Consider the following 19,125-nt stretch of genomic DNA (forward strand, 5'->3'; position numbering starts at 1 on the left):
CTTATGCCGAAAATTCATGTATTAGATCAAAATACGATCAATCAGATCGCTGCCGGGGAAGTGATAGAACGGCCGATGGCAGTGGTAAAAGAATTGGTTGAAAATGCGATTGATGCGCAGGCAAATGCGATTACGGTCGAGGTGAAGGATGGCGGAAAAGAGTTGATCCGTATCACTGATAATGGAACCGGAATTGCCAAAGAGGATATTGTGCTTGCCTTTACGCCGCATGCGACCAGTAAGATCAAGGGTGTTGAAGATCTTTTGGGAGTTTCCAGTCTGGGATTTCGCGGTGAAGCGTTGGCCAGCGTGGCAGCAGTCTCGCAGTTAGAGATGGTGACTAAGACAAAAGAAGCATTAATGGGAAATCGATATGTGATACAGGGTGGTGAAGAGAAAACGCTAGAAGCAGTTGGCTGTCCGGAAGGGACAACGTTTTTGATCCACAATTTATTTTATAATACGCCGGCCAGACTGAAATTTTTGAAATCATCGCCGACAGAGACCAGTTATATCAGCACGGTATTAGAGCGCCTTGCATTGTCTCATCCGGAGGTGGCGTTTCGTTTTATTGCACAGAATCAGACCAAACTCAGCACGCCGGGTAATGGCAAATTAAAAGATGTGATCTACCATATTTATGGGCGGGATATCGCATCAAATCTCTTGGAAGTGCATAGGGAAGAAGTGTTTTGTGAAGTTGAGGGATTCCTTGGTAAGCCTGTTATTTCCAGAGGAAACCGTAATTATATGAATTACTTTATTAATGGACGATTTATTCAGAGCAAAGTGATACATCGCGCGATTGAGGAGGCGTATGCACCGTATTCAATGCAGCATCGCTATCCATTTACAGCTCTGCATTTTACAATAGATCCGGCTTATATTGATGTGAATGTGCATCCTCAGAAGATGGAGATTCGTTTTACCAGAGAAAAAGAAATTTTTCAGAGCGTGTTTCATGCAGTTTCAGAGGGGCTTAAGCAAAGGGAATTTATTCCGGAGGTTTCCTTAGTTACTGAAAAAAGTAAAGTATCAAATAGCGAACGTGGCGCAGAATTTTTTGAAAAAAAACGCAGGCAGGAAGAAAAAGTGCAGGTTGGCGTAATTGCTGCCGACGAACGGGGATCCAAACAAAACGCAATAGGTGCGGATCTGACAGAAAGAGAAAAGAAAGAAGCGGAACAGTTAGGAATCATGCATGCTCAAAAAATTGTGAGCGAACCGATATCGCAGCAATCTGTTGAAAAATCCGAGAGTGTGCCGAATCTTCAGGCGGTTCTTCGTGAGGAGGCACCGGTCTATTCTGCGGAGCAACGATCCAAGGACGATCCACAGGTCTCTGTGACAGCAACGGAATCTGAAAAACAGACCGACGAAAAGCCACAGGCCCCTGCGGTGGAAGCGGCGGCAACGATCGAAAATGTCAAGCAGGCAAGCATGTTTGAAGAGCAGGGAGCATTAGAAGATCAAGCACTGCGGGAACTTCGCATTGTTGGACAGGTATTTCAGACCTACTGGATATTACAGTATGAAGATGCGATGTATTTGGTAGATCAGCATGCGGCGCATGAAAAAGTGTTATACGAACGCTTTATGAAACAACTCCAAGAGAAACAGCCGATGATCCAAATGATGCAGCCACCGATGATCTTAAGCTTGTCGATGCAGGAAGAGCAGGCATTAAAGGAGCATCAGGAATTGTTCCGTGAGCTTGGTTTTGAAATCGAATCTTTTGGTGGAAGAGAGTATGCGATCAGCGGTATACCGGCACATTTGCCATCAATAGAAGTTCAGGCATTGTTTGTAGAAGCTTTGGCGCTTTGTGGAAGGCAGCGTGGTGTCGACACCCCGGAAATCCTGCTTGACAAAATAGCATCCATGTCCTGCAAGGCGGCTGTAAAAGGAAATAACGAACTGGATTTTAGGCAGGCAGAAGAGCTGATGAGAGAGCTAATGTCTTTGGATAATCCATATCATTGTCCGCATGGCAGACCGACGATGATACGAATGACCAAAAGAGAACTCGAAAAGAAGTTTAAACGAATCGTCTGATCTTTTGATCTGACAAGTTGGAGGAAAAAGAATGACAGCGAAGGACAACACAGGCACAAAAAGACCGCTTATTATATTGACAGGACCGACCGCGGTTGGCAAAACAGCATTATCGATCGGTCTTGCCAAAGCAATACAGGGTGAAATTATATCTGCAGATTCGATGCAGGTTTATCGCGGAATGGATATTGGCACGGCGAAGATCACAAAGGAACAGATGGATGGAGTACCGCACCATTTGATCGACATTATGGATCCCTCAGACAGCTTTCATGTGATGGCATTTCAACAGAAATGCAAAGAGGCAATGGAAGATATTTATGCCAGACATAAGATCCCGATATTAGTGGGTGGTACCGGATTTTATATTCAATCTGTATTGTATGATATATCTTTTACGGAAACAGATACGGACATAGAGTATCGTCAAGAACTGCAAAAGATTGCAGAAGAACAGGGGGGTTATGTGCTGCATGCCAGATTGGCCAAAATCGATCCGGAGGCCGCGGACGAGATTCATCCTAACAACGTGAAACGTGTGATACGTGCGCTGGAATTTAATCATCAGACGGGGGAAAAGATATCAATACATAATGAACAGGAGCGGCAAAGAAAATCACCGTATCAGTTTCGATATTACGTACTCAGTCTGCCACGGGAAATCTTATATGATCGTATCAATCGCAGAGTTGATGTGATGCGGCGGGACGGTTTAGTGGACGAAGTGAAAGGATTATTGCAGCAAGGGATCACTCCGAATATGGTTTCGATGCAGGGACTTGGTTATAAAGAAATTATTGATGCACTGCAGGGGAGCTGTTCTTTTGAGGAAGCATTTGAACGGATCAAGCGTGAAACCAGACATTTTGCAAAGCGTCAGTTTACCTGGTTTCGGCGTGAACGGGATGTAACTTGGATTGATAAAGAAACGTATGAAAATGAAGATGCTATTTTGCAATATATGATAGAGGATCTGAAGAACGCTCATATTTTGCCGGCAGATCAGTAACAGCGTTTTAATATTCGAATTAAATATATAGGCTTAAGAAAGGAACATGCAATTACAATGGATACAATGAATTTACTGAAAAAAAGTTATATGGACGCGGGGATTTCTCCAGAGGTCTATGATTACTGTCACGGGATCAGCAGCAGAATGAAAGATCGTTTTGCGCAGATCGATCAAGTGGCGGAACTAAATCAGATCAAGGTGCTTCGAGCAATGCAGAAAAACAGAGTGAGTGCTGCCTGCTTTGAGTCATCAACAGGGTATGGTTATGATGATCTTGGCCGTGAGACCTTAGAAGCAGTTTATGCAGATGTTTTTCGGGCAGAATCTGCATTGGTACGTCCACAGCTTACTTGTGGAACACATGCGCTTACGGTGGCATTGTCGGCAATGCTTCGTCCGGGCGATGAACTTCTTTCACCGGTGGGCAGACCCTATGATACATTGGAGGGCGTGATCGGGACCAGAGAAGTGAATCCACCGGGATCTCTCAAAGAATTTGGTATATCCTATCGACAGGTAGATCTGCTGCCGGATGGAAGCTTTGATTTTGAAAGGATCAAGGCAGCGTTACGGGATAATACAAAGTTAGTCACTATTCAGCGTTCCAAGGGATATGATCCGAGACCGACACTTTCTGTGGAACGCATTGGCGAATTGATCGCATTTATTAAATCCATTAAACCGGATGTTATCTGTATGGTTGACAACTGCTATGGAGAATTCGTCGAAACGATAGAACCAACTGAGGTCGGTGCTGATCTCTGTGTAGGATCTCTGATCAAGAATCCTGGTGGCGGACTGGCTCCGATCGGCGGATATATTGTCGGTAAAGAAAAGTTAGTGGATCTTTGTGCGTATCGGTTGACTGCACCGGGACTTGGCAAAGAGGTCGGTGCGACGTTGGGGGTAAATCAAGCATTTTTTCAAGGATTTTTCTTGGCACCAACGGTAACGGCAGGCGCATTAAAAGGCGCGATTTTTGCGGCAAATGTATATGAAGGATTAGGTTTCCCGGTTGTCCCGGATGGCACAGAGAGCCGTCATGATATCATTCAAGCGGTTACACTTGGATCTCCGGAAGCAGTTATTGCTTTTTGCAAAGGGATACAAGCCGGCTCTCCGGTTGACAGCCATGTGGCACCGGAGCCGTATGCTATGCCCGGCTATCATAGTGATGTTATTATGGCGGCAGGTGCATTTGTACAGGGTTCTTCGATCGAGCTTAGCGCAGATGGGCCGATCGAACCGCCGTATGCGGTCTATTTCCAAGGGGGGCTTACATGGTATCATGCTCGTTTTGGCATTACAATGTCTTTACAGTACCTTGTACAGGAAAACCTTGTGAAATTACCATAAAAGACAGGTTTAGTTCTGATCCTGCATAGGATTTGGCGTCGAAAATTCACGAAAAAGTCATTTCTTTTTTGAGGTATGCTTCTATACAAAGAAAATAATTTATGCTAAGATGAAGAGTGTGCAAAGGAGAGCCTTCTGACAACAGGAGGTACTATGGGAAAAACAATACAAACCATGAAAGAATTGCCGGCTTCGGAACGACCATACGAAAAATGTGTTATGTATGGTCCACAAGTGTTGTCGGATGCGGAACTATTGGCAGTCATTATTCGAACCGGCTGTGGTGGATTGCGGTCTACGGAATTGGCACAGAAAGTGTTGCAGCATATTCCGGGTAAAAGGATTGGCGGACTATTTCAGATGTCGCAGGAACAACTGCAGGAATTGGAAGGAATCGGGAGAGTCAAAGCGATACAGCTGCGTTGCCTGACTGAGATCACGAAACGCATGATGAGATCGTTAGACGGCGAAGAAATCCTGCTTTGTGATAATCCTGCCATAGTAGCAAGAGCATATTTATCGATGCGTTTTTTGGAGACGGAGCAGGTTCGGCTTTTGATCTTAGATGGGAAAAATGCGGTGCAGGATGATTTGGAATTATCCAATGGGTCATTTAACGCATCATTAGCAGCTCCACGTGAGATCTTTTACAATGCGCTAAAGCACAAGGCGGTCAGTATTTTACTGTTACATAATCATCCGTCTGGAGATCCGACACCGAGCAAAGACGATATTATTTTGACAAAACGAATCATAGAAACGGGAAATCTGATTGGTATCCCGCTGGTTGACCATATTATCATAGGGGACAACCGCTATGTTAGTTTCCGCGAGAGCGGATATATGGACAAACCCGTTTAAGGGATGGGAAGGAGAGAATTTCCATGGCACAAAAGACATATGGTATTGATTTTGGAACCGGTACCATCAAAATCTATAAAAAAGGAAATGGCATTGTAATATTGGAACGCAATGTAGTCTCTACTGTTGGCAAAGAGAATAAGCCAATCGCCATTGGCGAAACAGCTTATGAAATGTATGAAAAAGAACCGCCAAGCATTCATGTTTCTTTTCCACTGCAGCATGGCGTGATCGCACATATGCAGGATATGATCGCCTTGTGGAATTACATGAACTATTCTTTGTCCGGTAAAAAGAAGATCAAAGGCTGTGAGTATTATCTGGCAGTTCCGGCTGATATCACGGAAGTTGAGAAACAAGCATATTCCCAGATCATTTCCCGCGGTGAAACGAAACCAAAGAAAGTTTTTTTAGTAGATAAACCGGTTGCTAATGCATTTGGACTTGGTTTGGATGTAGAGAAGCTGCGTGGGGCAATGATCATCGATGTAGGTGCTGACACAACAGAAATTTCGGTACTTTCTCTAGGTGGAATTGTAGTCAGTAAGCTTTTGCCGTCCGGTGGAAATGAATTGGATATGCTTATTCGAAGTTATGTGCGCAAGGAATACAACTTTTTGATCGGCTGTAGGACTGCAGAGCAAGCAAAAAAAGAGCTGATTGCCGCGACAACACTGGATCGATCCATGAAGTTGGTAGGCAGAGATGTTGTGAAGGGACTTCCTGGTGAGATTACGCTTACGAGTGCAGAGGTTGCACCACTTGCAACTACGTTTTTTGAGACGATCATAACGCAGGCGCGTTCCATTATGGAACATACACCTCCGGAAATATCCATGGACATAAAGGAACGTGGCATTTATTTGACAGGAGGCTCCTCTGAGATTCATGGACTGGCGGCACTGCTTCAGACAAAAACCGGAGTGGCTGTCAATATCTCGGACAAGCCGCAGGAAACGGCAGTTTCCGGTTTGGGGTATTTTGCAGAGCATAGCAAACAGGCAGCAAAATATGTAACTCTTATGAAATAAGAATGCAGTTTGAGGAAGGATCAGAAAATGCGTAAAAAAACGAAAATTACCATTGACCCTAAATATATATTAGCAGTGATCGCAGTGGTCAGTATTTTGATGATTGTTGTTTCATTTCGTTTCAATGACAAAATGGCACCGGTACAGTCAGCAGTTGGCGGTGTGATCACACCGATGCAGAGGGGTATTAATACGATAGGACGTAAGATTGCTAAACAGACAAAGCATATTACCACAATGAATAAACTGTTGAAACAAAATGATGCTTTGCAAAAAAAATTAGATGAAATGTCAGCAGAAAACCGCTTGCTGCAACAGGATAAGTATGAGCTGGAAGATTTCCGTAAGCTGTACAAGTTAGACGAGCAGTATGCAAGTTATCCGAAAGTAGCTGCAAGAGTTATCAGTAGTGATCCTGATAATTGGTACAACACTTTTATTATTGATAAAGGATCGGAAGATGGACTGGCCGTTAATATGAATGTAATGGCAGGAGACGGACTGGTTGGTATCATTACAGATGTTAAAAAGTCGTATTCTACTGTTCGCTCGATCATTGATGATGACAGTAACGTATATGGTACCTTTTTAAAAACATCAGATAGCTGCATTGTAAGCGGAAATCTGCAGTTAATGAATGATGGTGTGATAGAGGTTAGTAGTATATCCGGCAATGCTAAGATCGAAGATGGTTATGAAGTTGTCACATCTCAGATCAGTGATAAATATCTTTCAGGAATCCTGATCGGATACGTGCATGATCTGAAAAAAGATGTATCCAATTTGACACAGACGGCATATCTGACGCCTGCAGCAGATTTTCGCAAATTGGATATGGTGCTGGTTATTACTAAAGTGAAAAATTCAGACGAATTAAAGGAGATGTTGAATTGAGGCGTTACATAACAATATTTATGCTGCTTATCATAAATTTCTTGCTGCAAACAACCGTTTTTCGTTATATAGAGATCGCACATATGGTGCCAAATCTGATCTTGGTAGTGACTGTTGCTGCAGGATTATTATATGGACGAAAGTGCGGTATATTCGCCGGAGTGATCAGCGGATTGCTTACTGATGCCTTATACGGCAGTGTGATCGGTATCGGAATATTGATCTATTCTGTTGTTGGATATTTGTGTGGTGCTGCCAGCAAATTGTACTTTGAGGAGGATCTGACTGTACCTATTGTTGCCATTGCCGGCAGCGATGTCATATACGGTGTGTTATATTATGCCTGTAATTTTATGTTACGCGGCAGATTAAACATACTTTTCTATGTGAAAAGTGTGATATTGCCGGAGATGATCTATACGGTCATTTTAGGTGCGGTGTTATTCCGCATTATTCATAAGCTGGATGCCAAGATCAATCCGCCGGTAGAAGTATTGTTGAAACCAAAGAAGCCTTTTGAGGGATAGAAAGAGAGGTAGCATCATGTTAGATACCATAAAACGATATTTAAAGGTGTTTTTTTCAGTGCGCCTGCTGCCTGTTTTAGTGGTATACATATTATTGTTTGCCTTGTTGATCAATCGCATGTTTCAGCTTCAGATTGTGAAAGGGGATGAATATGAGAAGGAATCCCAGCAACAGGCAACAAAAACACGCGAGATTAAAGCAACACGTGGAAATATCTATGATTGTAATGGAAAGTTATTGGCCTATAATGCACTATCGCATAACGTGATCTTTGAGGAAAATGATAAGACCAAAGGTCTGTCGTCCAAAGATAAAAATGCAATGATCTACCGTTTGATCCAATTAATTGAGAAAAATGATGGTACATTATCCGTAGAATTTTATATTCATAAAAACAAGAAAGGCAACTTAGAATACACATTATCCGGAAACGCTTTGCTTCGTTTCAAAAAAGAAATCTTTTCCGCTAAAAGGGTGGAAGAGCTTACACAGGAGCAGCGTGATATGTCTGCCAGGGAGTTATTTGAGTATCTTCGTTATGATGAGGGATCGAACAGCCCAAAGTTTTTGATCGATAAAAAATATGATGAAGATACTGCATTAAAAATTATGGCTGTACGATATGCAATGTTTATGAATCGCTATAAAATGTATGAAACGATCACATTGGCAAACGATGTCGATGATGTTACTGTTGCAGCGATCAAAGAAAACAGTGCTGATCTTCCCGGCGTAAATATTTCAGATGATACAACACGTGTATACAAAGATAGCAAATATTTTGCACATATATTAGGCTATACCGGAGCTGTGACAACGGAGCGACTGGAGGAATTAAAGCAGAAAGACCCAAATACAGATTATACGACATCTGATCAGATTGGTATCTCCGGTCTTGAGAGTAGTTGTGAAAATTATCTCAAGGGCAAAAAAGGCAGTGAAACTTTGTCGATCAATAGTGGAACAAGCCGTGTACTGGATGTGACGAAAAAATCAGATCCTGTTGCGGGAAATAATTTGTATCTTACGATTGATGCAAAGCTTCAGAAGGAGTGTTACAATCTCTTGGAGGAGCATATTGCCGGAATTTTGTTATCAAAGATCAGCAATGGATCTGATGCAGGAAGTCGTGGCCGCAGTGCTTCTGAAATTCGAATCCCAATTTATGATGTATACAATGCATTGATCCAGAATAATGTGATCGATGTCACCAGATTCACAGAGAAAGATGCGTCTGATCTGGAAAAAGCAATATATAAAAAATATAAGACAAAATCCAAACGTATTATGAGCAGATTAAAGACATATTTGGCAGCGGACAGCAAAAAAACTTACAAACAGCTTCCGGAAGACATGCAGGATTTCGTTTCATATTTTTATACTGCGTTGAAGAATGAGGGGACTGTTTTGACGGATGACATAGATACGTCAGATGATACCTATAAAAAGTACCAAAATGGGAAGATTAGTCTCAGTCAATATTTGCAGTATGCAATTTCTGCCAATTGGATTGATCTGAGTGTGCTAAAGATTGGTGATTCCTATTACAGTACGGAAGAAATATACAAAAAATTGGTCGATTATGGATTAAAACTGTTGGAAGATGATACAACATACAGTAAGATGGTATACAGTTATTTGATCTATCATTATGAAATATCAGGGCAGGACTGCTGCCTACTGTTATTTGATCAAGGTGATATCAAATACAATGCTCAGGAATACAGTAAGGTTAAGCATGGTATTACATCACCGTATTCTTTCTTGACCGGTAAGATCCGTAAACTGGAGATTACGCCGGGACAGCTTGGCCTGGATCCGTGTTCGGGTTCCATCGTTGTAACAGATACTAAGACTGGTGATGTAAAGGCTATGGTTTCTTATCCGAGTTACGATAATAATAAGATGGCAAATCAGGTTGATTCGGATTATTTTTATTCATATTTAACACAGAATACTTCATCTCCGCTGATGAACCGACCAACACAGCAAAAGATCGCACCGGGGTCTACCTTTAAGGTCGTATCTTCTGTAGCGGGATTAGAAGAAGGAGTGATCAGTACCGGAACAATGATCCATGATAATGTTACGTTTGATAAGATCACACCGTCTCCAAAATGTTGGAGTACGGCAGGTCATGGAAGCATTAACGTATCTGGTGCGTTGGAAGTGTCTTGTAACTACTTTTTCTATACCGTAGGATATAAACTGAGCGGTCTTACACACGGGCAGGTAAATAATGCGCGCGGTTTATCGCGGCTAAAAAAATATGCGGATATGTTTGGATTGACAGATAAATCCGGTGTCGAACTTCCGGAAAGTGAGCCGAACTTCTCCAAGACAGATGCTGTGCGTTCTGCAATTGGACAGGCAACACATAGTTATGCGCCGATCCAGTTATCCCGTTATGTTACAACGGTTGCCAACAGTGGTACCTGCTATGATCTGACCTTGATCGATCAGGTAAAGGATGTCAATGGCAATGTGATACTGGATAATCATGCAAAGGTTCGTAATAAGGTGAATATTGCTAACTCGACATGGAAAGCAGTTCATAACGGAATGTATCGAGTGGTCAATGGAAGCAGAAGCTCCATTGGATCTATGTTCAGCGGAATGAAAGTAAAGATCGCCGGCAAGACAGGAACGGCTCAGCAGAGTAAATTGCATGCTAACCATGCATATTTTGTCTCTTATGCACCGTACAAGAATCCTGAAATATCTGTAACTTGCGTAATACCTAACGGTTTTACATCATCCAATGCTGCACAGACGGCAAGAGATGTTTATAAATATTACTTTAGTAAGAACAAAAAGAAAGTATCCGGTAAGATTAAAATGCCGGAATCCAATACAACGCATACGGATTAATCTATCGTATGAGGAATGGAGGAGATCTATGAGTGAATTAGTAGCAATGAAAGGCACCAAGTCAGGCATTGTTATTGTACTGAACGAGGAAGCTGCGTTTGAAGAACTTAAGCAGGCGGTCAGCGAGAAATTTAAGGAGTCAGCAGCCTTTTGGGGAGAAGCGACGAAAGCAGTATCTTTTCAAGGGAAAAAGCTGAGCGATGATGAGAAGATGCAGCTGGTAGACTGTATTCAGGAAAATTGCCATTTACTGATTCCGTGTATCATGGAAGAGGACGAGGCTTTGGAGACAGCATTTCAAAATAGCATAGAAAACAGACAGGAAGAGATTGACTACAGTACAGGACAGTTTTTCAAAGGAAATCTTCGCTCCGGACAGGTGTTGGATGTGGAAACCAGCATTATCATCATTGGAGATGTCAAAGCAGGGGCAAAAGTAGTTTCTAAGGGGAATGTGATCATTCTTGGATCCTTAAAGGGCAATGTATATGCAGGATCTTCCGGAAATACGAATGCGTTTGTTGTTGCACTGGATATGGATCCGGTGCAGATCCGTATCGCAGATACGATTGCACGTTCCTCGGATAAGCCAAGAAAGAAGAAAGAAAAAGAAACCAAGATTGCATTTTGGGAAGATGGAAATATTTATATTGAACCATTGGATAAAGATGTGATGGGGGATATTCGATTGTAATTTCGTGATTTTTCACGAAAAAAGTGGATTTCCTTATTGCTTTTTGGTACAATATAATTTGCGAGATTGTGTCAGCATACGGGCATGATCCGAAATTATAGAAGTAATAGAGTAATCAAGACAGAGTGGCGTATGCAGAAATGAGGTAAACAATGGGTGAAGTAATCGTAATTACATCCGGTAAAGGTGGTGTAGGTAAGACAACAACTACGGCAAATGTCGGAACCGGTCTTGCTATGTTGGGCAAAAAGGTAGTATTGATCGATACGGATATAGGACTTCGTAACTTAGATGTAGTTATGGGACTGGAAAACCGTATTGTGTATAATCTGGTTGATGTTGTTGAGAACAACTGCCGTATTAAGCAGGCGTTGATCAAAGACAAGCGCTATCCAAATCTTTACCTGCTGCCATCCGCACAGACTAAGGATAAAACAGCTGTTACACCAGAGCAGATGAAAAAACTTGCGGACGATCTGAAAGAAGAATTTGATTACATATTAATGGATTGCCCGGCGGGTATAGAGCAGGGATTTAAAAATGCGATTGCAGGAGCAGACCGTGCATTGGTTGTAACGACACCGGAGGTGTCTGCTGTCCGTGATGCAGATCGTATCATTGGTCTGTTAGAGGCAAATGAGATTGGATCTACTCACTTGGTAGTTAACCGTTTGCGTACCGATATGGTCAAAGAGGGAAATATGATGTCAAGCGAAGATGTTGTTGAAATCCTGGCTGTTGATCTGATCGGCGTTGTGCCGGATGATGAAAATATTGTTATTTCAACCAATCAAGGTGAGCCGCTCGTTGGTAAAGACTGTCAGGCAGGACAGGCATATATGAATATTTGTCATCGTATTTTGGGCGAGGAAGTGCCTTACTTGAATCTGGAAGCAACTAATGGATTGTTCCAAAAGTTAAAGGCAATTTTTAAGAAATAATATTACTGCGCATATAGCGTATGGAGGAGAAGATATGAGTATTTTTTCAAATTTTTTTAAGAGTTCCGGTTCGAGCAGTGATATTGCTAAGAATCGACTAAAAGTTGCCATTACTTCTGATCGCGCTGTTTGCTCTCCAGAGTTAATGGATCAGATGAAAAATGACATCATTCAGGTGATATCCAAATACTTGGATATTGATACGGATGAGCTGGATATCAAAATGGCAAAAACAGAAGTTGGGTCAGAGACAGTCAATGCATTGTTGGCTAATATTCCGATCAAAGGATCCAGAAATTTCCGCAAGTAAAGAATCTGAATAGGTTCGGCTGCGGATAAACTGTTGACACAAAATTGAAACATGCTGGGTAAATGGGGATGAATTTAAGATGATAAATCGTATCAAACAATATGACTGGAAGCGTTACAATATTTCTCTTCTTGGTGTTGTACTGGTGTTATGTATGATCAGTGCATTTGCAGTTCGACTGGCAGGTGGAGAAGATGATGGAATGTCTTATATGAAGGGCCAGATCATGGGAATCTGCATGGGAATCGTGATCATTGCCATTTTGTCGGTATTAGACTATCATTTTATCTGTCAGTTTACAGCAATATTTTATGTAATAGGTGTTATACTTGTTTTGGCAACGTATACGCCGCTGGGAACTAACAATGGTACAGATGCCAAGCGCTGGATTCGTATGCTGGGACTGACATTTCAGCCGACAGAGTTAATGAAGATTATATTTATTTTGACGCTGGCAGTTTTCTTAGTAAGGCGGTCCAGTAAAATGTTCCAGGTTAAAACATTAGTATTGACGTTAGTAATAACAGCAGTTCCAATGTTATTGATCTTAAAACAGCCTGACCTAAGTTCCAGTCTGGTCGTTGCATTTATCATGGTCGTAATGATATTTGCAGCGGGGTTGTCCTATCGCATTATAGTGCCGATCATATTGCTGTTTGTTCCAATTGGTATTGTAGGTGCTTGGTATATTCAGCAGCCACATAATGGACTGTTGATAGGGTATCAGTATAATCGAATCATGTCATGGTTGTATCCGGATACCTTTCCAAACTCGGAGAAATATAATTATCAGCAGCTGCACTCTATTCGAGCAATAGCCTCGGGCAAAATATATGGCAAGTTTTTGCAAGATGGCGGAGATGCTAAAGTCGGTAGAAACTATAGCAGCGTAGGTGTACGTGAGAGTGATTTTATTTGGTCCGTCATTGGAGAAGAGTTTGGTTTCCTGGGCTGCTGTTTGATTTTGATACTGCTTGCGATTGTGATCTTTAAGTGCTTTAGTGTGGCTGGAAAGGCACAGGATTTATTGGGGAAGATGATTGCAATGGGAGTAGCATCTATGTATATGTTTCAGGTTTTTGCAAATATAAGTGTTGCAACTTTTATGTTCCCAAATACCGGACTTCCATTACCGTTTCTGAGCAATGGACTGAGTTCGATGTTATCATCCATGATCGGAATAGGTTTGATCATGAATATCAGCATACAACCTGCCAAATCCAGCAAAGGTGGATTTTCTATGCGTAATATGTATGGAAGTGATGCAGAGCGGGACATTGATATGGATTTAGAATTATAGCGGGATATATTTCCTAAAAATACTTTGATAGAATTAAAGGGGTGAACAACATATGAATATTGGGTTGGTAGCGCATGATGCAAAGAAAATATTAATGCAGAACTTTGCAATTGCTTATCGCGGAATATTGAGTAAGCATGATATATATGCAACGGGAACGACAGGTCGGTTGATCGAGGAGGTAACAAATCTGTCGGTGCATAAATATCTTGCCGGTCACTTGGGTGGTGAACAGCAATTGGCATCACAGATCGAACATAACGAGATAGATATGGTGATCTTTTTGCGGGATCCGTTATCTCCAAAGTCACATGAACCGGATGTAAATACAGTGATCCATTTGTGTGATACCTATAATATTCCGTTTGCAACGAATTTGGCAACAGCAGAACTACTTGTCAAAGCATTAGACCGCGGAGATTTGGAATGGCGCGAAGTGCTTAGAAAAGAAGGGTTGGCAGAATGAGAAATACAATACAAAAATACGGCAGATTGACCGCATTATTTTTAGCGGTTACATTGTGTGTTTCCGGATGCGGTTCATCCGGAGAGAGCAGCTTGAATTATCGCCCTCAAATGCAAACAGGTACTGTAGTGGCAAGTGGCGGTGCATACTCTTTGGATTATCTTTCACAAGATATCTGTGTGATCCCTAAAAATAAACAGTCCAAAGAGGGCAGTGATAGTGTTATGACAGCGGGAGCATCAATGATCGTAAATGATACGAAGCAAAAGATGCTATTTTCCAAAAATATTTATGATAGAATGTATCCGGCAAGCATTACTAAGATTGTTACAGCACTTGTTACTTTGAAATACGGTAATTTAGATGATACAGTCACATTTAGTCATGATGCAGCCAATATTACGGAATATGGTGCTAAGTTGTGCGGTTTTAAAGAAGGAGATAAGATCGTATTGCGTGATCTTTTGTATTCTTTTTTGGTCTTTTCGGGAAATGATGCAGGAGTAGCCATTGCAGAACATGTTGGCGGCAGTGTAGAAAAGTTTGTTGACATGATGAATGATGAAGTGAAAAATCTTGGTGCAATTGATTCTCATTTCGTCAACCCGCACGGACTGCATGATGATAAGCATTATACTACCGTATATGACCTGTATTTGGTTTTTCATGAATTATTGCAGTATGATACATTTATGGATATTATTAATCAACCAAATTATAAGGCAAAATATACTGACAAAGACGGCGAAAAACATACGAAATATTTTAAGACGACAGATCGCTATTTGATCGGAACAGCAACAGCTCCGAAAGGTGTAAAGGTCATTGGAGGTAAGACCGGAACAACGCAGAAGGCGGGTTCTTGTTTGATCTTGTATTCAAAGGACAAAGAGGGCAATGGCTATATATCTGTTGTCTTGAAAGCAGTCGGTGGCGAAAGCCTATATCTGCAAATGAATAAACTGTTAGAATATATAAAATAACACAACAGCAGCTTCGCACATCCGAAGCTGCTGTTGTGTTACATATTGCTTATTATGTCAGCAATATGTAATGGTATTTTGCAGCCGATAAGCTAACTTATTCTGCCAGCAGCGAACTAAGATAATTGCCGAAGAACGCAGAGTTTTTACGTGATTTCTTATTTTGTTATGTCTCTGATAAATACATGCCTGAAGGAATGTCTGAGATGTCCCGGTTTAGCAAGGTATCATCCATTTTTGGACGGGACGCTTTCGCTACGATGCGCTACGTCACGTTACTTAATGTCTCTGAAATACGAGACATAAGTAACGACGAGCGCAAAGTCCCTTTCAAAAATGATGATTACCTTGCTTCCGGGACTTCGAGTTTCCGCAAGGCATGTAAATCAATTATCAGAGACAACAAAATCTAGAAATCACTAAAAACGAAAATGCGGCAAGGCAATTACTATAGTTCTCTGCTGGCAGAAATCACTATGTTGTGGCTGCAAAATGCTTAGTATTCTTTGACATAATAAGCAATATGTGACAATATGATAATTTTGATGTGCAGAGTATGAGTAGAATAAGTTAGAGTAGTTTCTCAAAGAAACTATTGGAATGGGAGTATGTACAGAACACGTTTTCAGAAATTGGAAATGTGTTCTGATTTTTTGGGTAAATAGAATTTCTTTGCCACAAATTAAGACTGGGAACGGATCCTACCATAATAGCTGATCGCATATAGTCCGCCAATGCCCACTGCCGCATAGATGATACGTGACAACAAACTCATATCGCCAAATAATACACGGACCAGATCGAACTGTAAGAAGCCGATCAGTCCCCAGTTGATCGCACCGATGATCACTAACGTTAATAAAATATAATCCAATGTCTTCAATGTAGTAACCTCCTTTTTATTATGGTTATTCTAAGTATTACCAGAGAGATTCAAATTATACACTCAAACTTTGCACTCATTGTTGCTTTAATCTTTATTGGAAAAATATACATAAGCGTCAAAATATGGACAAAATCTACAAAAAAGATTATAATAAAGAGTAATTTGTAAAAATAAAGTGAGAATGTGAAGAGAGGTGACAACTCCATGGCAAATAGAAAAAAAACAGGTAATATCGTATCGATGAAACGACGCAGATCTAAAACCCTTGGAGTTATTCTCTGCTTATTTTCACTGTATCTTTTAGTTATGTTTATTATGTCCATGACAAAAGATCATCTATCTATCTATGAAGTGAACGAAACGCAGATTGCAGATGATGAAACGATCCGCGGATTGATCTTACGAGACGAAGTATTGGTGAATACGCAAAAGGCCGGATACATTAATTACTATGTGGGCGAAGGTGATCGTGTTGGTCTGCGTACAAATGTATATTCAGTAGATGGAACAGGAGACATTGCACAGAAATTGTCGGAGATGGATACTGGAAGTGTGGAGCTTAGTGCGCAGGATACTAGAGAGATACGCGACAGCATTTCTAATTTTCGTGAAGATTTTACGTTGTCTTCCTATAACAAAATATCAAATTTTCGCTATGATATTGATAATACCGTGTTGCAGCTTTCAACCGTTAATTTCGAATCTCGATTGCAGAAGCTGATTAAGGATAATACCGATCAGGCGGTTGGCTTTGAAGTTGTCAAGGCAAAGCAGACAGGTGTTGTGTCGTTTGTAACGGATGGAATGGAAAATGTTTCCTATCAGGATGTTAAGGAAGATTATTTTAAGGATACGACAGATCATTGGAAACAGCTTCGTCCTTCTTCTAAGGCAGCGAGTGGGACGAACGTATATAAGCTTGTAAAAAGTGAAAATTGGTCGATCATATTGCCGCTTACAAGCAAACAGTTTCAAAAGCTTAGCGGACAGAAGCAGATTAAGATCACCTTGCAAAAAGATGATCTGTCGATGAGTGTTCCGGTAACGACGTATACAAGCAACGGCGGGCAATATGCCAAATTAGATCTTAATCAATATATGATCCAATATTTGGAAAATCGTTATATTGATGTTCATATTGAATTCAATCATGCGCAAGGCTTGAAAATACCGAATTCCTCCATTATAAAAAAGGAATGCTATGTATTCCCGAAGGAGTATTTATCAAATGGACCAAACGATGATAACGGCACTTATTATTTAAACTCGGTTACCGATAATAAGCTTGTGGCAATTGATGTTTATTACATCGATGATAACGATATGGCGTATATTGACAAGGATTCCTTTGAGGCAGGCACGGTGATCCGTAAGGCTACTGATTCGTCGAAAGAAACGACGCTGTCACAGACAGACACGTTAAACGGCGTATATAATTGTAATCAAGGGTATTGCCGCTTTCAATTGATTGACAAATTGTATGAAAATGAAGAATATACAATTGCAAAAAATAATACGGTATATGGATTGTCAACATATGACCATATTATTTTGAATCCAAAGCTGATGAAAGAAAATCAGATCATATATTAGAAAGGAATGAAAGACTATGGTACGTGAAAATTTGATCAAGGTACAGCAAAAGATTAATGAAGCTTGCGAACGCAGTGGGCGTGATCCGAAAGAGGTTACGCTGATCGCTGTGAGTAAGACAAAGCCGATCGAGATGATCGAGGAAGCGATAGATGCCGGTAAAACACAGTTTGGTGAAAATAAAGCACAGGAAATGAAAGAAAAATATGAGGCGCTTCCTAAAAATCTGGAATGGCATTTCATCGGACATTTACAGACGAATAAAGTGAAATATGTGGTTGGACGAGCCGGTTTGATCCATTCCGTGGATTCGCTCCATTTGGCTGAGGCAATCGAAAAAGAATGTGAGAAAAAGGACGTTCATGCAAATATTCTAGTAGAAGTTAATGTTGCTGGTGAGGATAGTAAATTTGGAATCAAGCCTGAAGAAACCGAGAGTTTGATCCGACAGATTGCCAAATTGCCACGTGTTCATGTGCGAGGCTTAATGACGATAGCGCCATTTGTCGAAAAACCAGAAGAAAATCGTCCGATTTTTCATAAATTACACAAATTGTTAGTTGACATTAGTGCGAAAAACATTGATAATATTGATATGAATGTTCTTTCTATGGGAATGACCAACGACTACGAGATTGCTGTTGAAGAAGGTGCAACTCATGTGCGCGTTGGTACCGGGATTTTCGGAGAAAGGAATTATGCTGTTTAAGCAATCAGCGTATGATAGATATTTTATGATCACAGAGATTGTTTGAGCACAAAATATATGTATGAAGTTCTTCATACAGAAATGAGGTTATAACATGGGAATTGATTCAATTTTAAATTGGTTCAAACTTGCACCGGAAGATGAAGATTATGATGACGATTTTGCGGATGATTATGTTGAGGAAGAAGAAGTAAGACCGCGCTATCGAGAGGAGAAGCGAGCTGCTAAACAGGAAGCACCATCTTTTGATGATTATGATGAGCCGGCACCACAGCCGAAACGAACCAGTTTTCGGACATCGACCAATAAGGTCGTTCCTATTCGTACGGCACCAAATGGTTTGGAAGTATGTATTATCAAGCCAAGTAATTTCGGAGAGTCACAGCAGGTGTGCGAAGTTTTGATGGATGGACAGCCTGTCGTTGTTAATCTCGAGGGCATTGATATTATGGAAGCACAGCGTATTATGGACTTTATTTCCGGCTGTATTTTTTCAATCTCCGGAAATATGCGTCAGGTTTCCCGTTACATATTTGTGTTTTCACCTAAAAATATTGATATATCAGGCGATTATATTAAAAATATGGCTGAGGGAGATGGATTTAATATCCCGACGCTGAATAAGGAATTTTAAG

The 19,125-nt window shown here is 41.0% G+C and carries 18 protein-coding genes; 17 read left to right on the top strand and 1 reads right to left on the bottom strand.

The genetic code is table 11. The annotated features are described in order from the left end of the window. The first annotated feature begins 3 nt into the window (after window positions 1-3). The 14 genes from mutL to DXB73_RS03675 all read left to right on the top strand — a co-directional run bounded on the left by mutL (window position 4) and on the right by DXB73_RS03675 (window position 15,302). Window positions 4-2,055, top strand: a complete 2,052-nt coding sequence (gene mutL, locus DXB73_RS03610; RefSeq protein WP_118690175.1) for a DNA mismatch repair endonuclease MutL — start codon at window positions 4-6, stop codon at window positions 2,053-2,055. A gap of 31 nt (window positions 2,056-2,086) precedes the next feature. Continuing rightward, on the top strand, window positions 2,087-3,064 hold the full coding sequence (gene miaA, locus DXB73_RS03615) for a tRNA (adenosine(37)-N6)-dimethylallyltransferase MiaA (RefSeq protein WP_118690176.1): 978 nt from the start codon (window positions 2,087-2,089) through the stop codon (window positions 3,062-3,064). Between the two features lie 57 nt (window positions 3,065-3,121). Beyond that, on the top strand, window positions 3,122-4,423 hold the full coding sequence (locus DXB73_RS03620) for a methionine gamma-lyase family protein (RefSeq protein ID WP_347474468.1): 1,302 nt from the start codon (window positions 3,122-3,124) through the stop codon (window positions 4,421-4,423). 153 nt (window positions 4,424-4,576) lie between these two features. Then, entirely contained in the window at window positions 4,577-5,284 is a 708-nt protein-coding gene (gene radC, locus DXB73_RS03625; protein WP_118690177.1) for a DNA repair protein RadC, read from the top strand. A gap of 23 nt (window positions 5,285-5,307) precedes the next feature. After that, window positions 5,308-6,315, top strand: coding sequence for a rod shape-determining protein (locus tag DXB73_RS03630; protein ID WP_118690178.1), 1,008 nt, complete (start codon window positions 5,308-5,310; stop codon window positions 6,313-6,315). A gap of 27 nt (window positions 6,316-6,342) precedes the next feature. Beyond that, window positions 6,343-7,209 (top strand): rod shape-determining protein MreC, encoded by an 867-nt coding sequence (mreC, locus tag DXB73_RS03635; RefSeq protein WP_118506369.1) that lies wholly within the window; start codon window positions 6,343-6,345, stop codon window positions 7,207-7,209. Next, on the top strand, window positions 7,206-7,736 hold the full coding sequence (gene mreD / locus DXB73_RS03640; RefSeq protein ID WP_147354454.1) for a rod shape-determining protein MreD: 531 nt from the start codon (window positions 7,206-7,208) through the stop codon (window positions 7,734-7,736). Before mreC ends, mreD begins: the two co-directional genes overlap by 4 nt. Window positions 7,737-7,752: 16 nt before the next feature. Further along, the gene (locus DXB73_RS03645; RefSeq protein WP_118690180.1) at window positions 7,753-10,608 is read left to right on the top strand and encodes a penicillin-binding transpeptidase domain-containing protein; all 2,856 of its coding nucleotides are present in this window, start codon (window positions 7,753-7,755) and stop codon (window positions 10,606-10,608) included. Window positions 10,609-10,636: 28 nt separating this feature from the next. Then, a complete protein-coding gene (gene minC, locus DXB73_RS03650; RefSeq protein ID WP_118690181.1) occupies window positions 10,637-11,302 on the top strand; it encodes a septum site-determining protein MinC in 666 nt (221 codons plus the stop codon). Between the two features lie 152 nt (window positions 11,303-11,454). After that, window positions 11,455-12,243, top strand: a complete 789-nt coding sequence (gene minD / locus DXB73_RS03655; RefSeq protein WP_022024681.1) for a septum site-determining protein MinD — start codon at window positions 11,455-11,457, stop codon at window positions 12,241-12,243. A 34-nt stretch (window positions 12,244-12,277) separates the two neighbouring features. Then, window positions 12,278-12,553, top strand: coding sequence for a cell division topological specificity factor MinE (minE, locus tag DXB73_RS03660; protein ID WP_022024682.1), 276 nt, complete (start codon window positions 12,278-12,280; stop codon window positions 12,551-12,553). Between the two features lie 79 nt (window positions 12,554-12,632). Further along, window positions 12,633-13,853 (top strand): FtsW/RodA/SpoVE family cell cycle protein, encoded by a 1,221-nt coding sequence (locus DXB73_RS03665; RefSeq protein ID WP_118690182.1) that lies wholly within the window; start codon window positions 12,633-12,635, stop codon window positions 13,851-13,853. Window positions 13,854-13,905: 52 nt separating this feature from the next. Then, complete coding sequence (gene mgsA / locus DXB73_RS03670; RefSeq protein WP_022024684.1) at window positions 13,906-14,319, top strand: methylglyoxal synthase; 414 nt, start codon at window positions 13,906-13,908, stop codon at window positions 14,317-14,319. Next, window positions 14,316-15,302 carry a D-alanyl-D-alanine carboxypeptidase gene (locus tag DXB73_RS03675; RefSeq protein WP_118690183.1) on the top strand — a complete coding sequence of 329 codons (987 nt, stop codon included), beginning with the start codon at window positions 14,316-14,318 and terminating at the stop codon, window positions 15,300-15,302. The genes mgsA and DXB73_RS03675 overlap by 4 nt, the downstream gene beginning before the upstream one ends. A 682-nt stretch (window positions 15,303-15,984) precedes the next feature. Here the strand turns inward: DXB73_RS03675 and DXB73_RS03685 are convergent. Then, entirely contained in the window at window positions 15,985-16,185 is a 201-nt protein-coding gene (locus DXB73_RS03685; protein WP_022024686.1) for a DUF378 domain-containing protein, read from the bottom strand. A 207-nt stretch (window positions 16,186-16,392) separates the two neighbouring features. On the opposite strand from DXB73_RS03685, the gene DXB73_RS03690 reads away from it, so the two are divergent. The 3 genes from DXB73_RS03690 to DXB73_RS03700 all read left to right on the top strand — a co-directional run bounded on the left by DXB73_RS03690 (window position 16,393) and on the right by DXB73_RS03700 (window position 19,124). After that, a complete protein-coding gene (locus DXB73_RS03690; RefSeq protein ID WP_118690184.1) occupies window positions 16,393-17,781 on the top strand; it encodes an HlyD family efflux transporter periplasmic adaptor subunit in 1,389 nt (462 codons plus the stop codon). A 16-nt stretch (window positions 17,782-17,797) separates the two neighbouring features. Further along, entirely contained in the window at window positions 17,798-18,490 is a 693-nt protein-coding gene (locus DXB73_RS03695; protein ID WP_118690185.1) for a YggS family pyridoxal phosphate-dependent enzyme, read from the top strand. 94 nt (window positions 18,491-18,584) lie between these two features. Beyond that, window positions 18,585-19,124, top strand: coding sequence for a cell division protein SepF (locus tag DXB73_RS03700; RefSeq protein ID WP_022024690.1), 540 nt, complete (start codon window positions 18,585-18,587; stop codon window positions 19,122-19,124). The last annotated feature ends 1 nt before the right edge of the window (window position 19,125 follow it).

Origin of the sequence: Clostridium sp. OM05-6BH (assembly GCF_003481635.1) — a bacterium.
Lineage (GTDB): Bacteria > Bacillota > Clostridia > Lachnospirales > Lachnospiraceae > Butyribacter.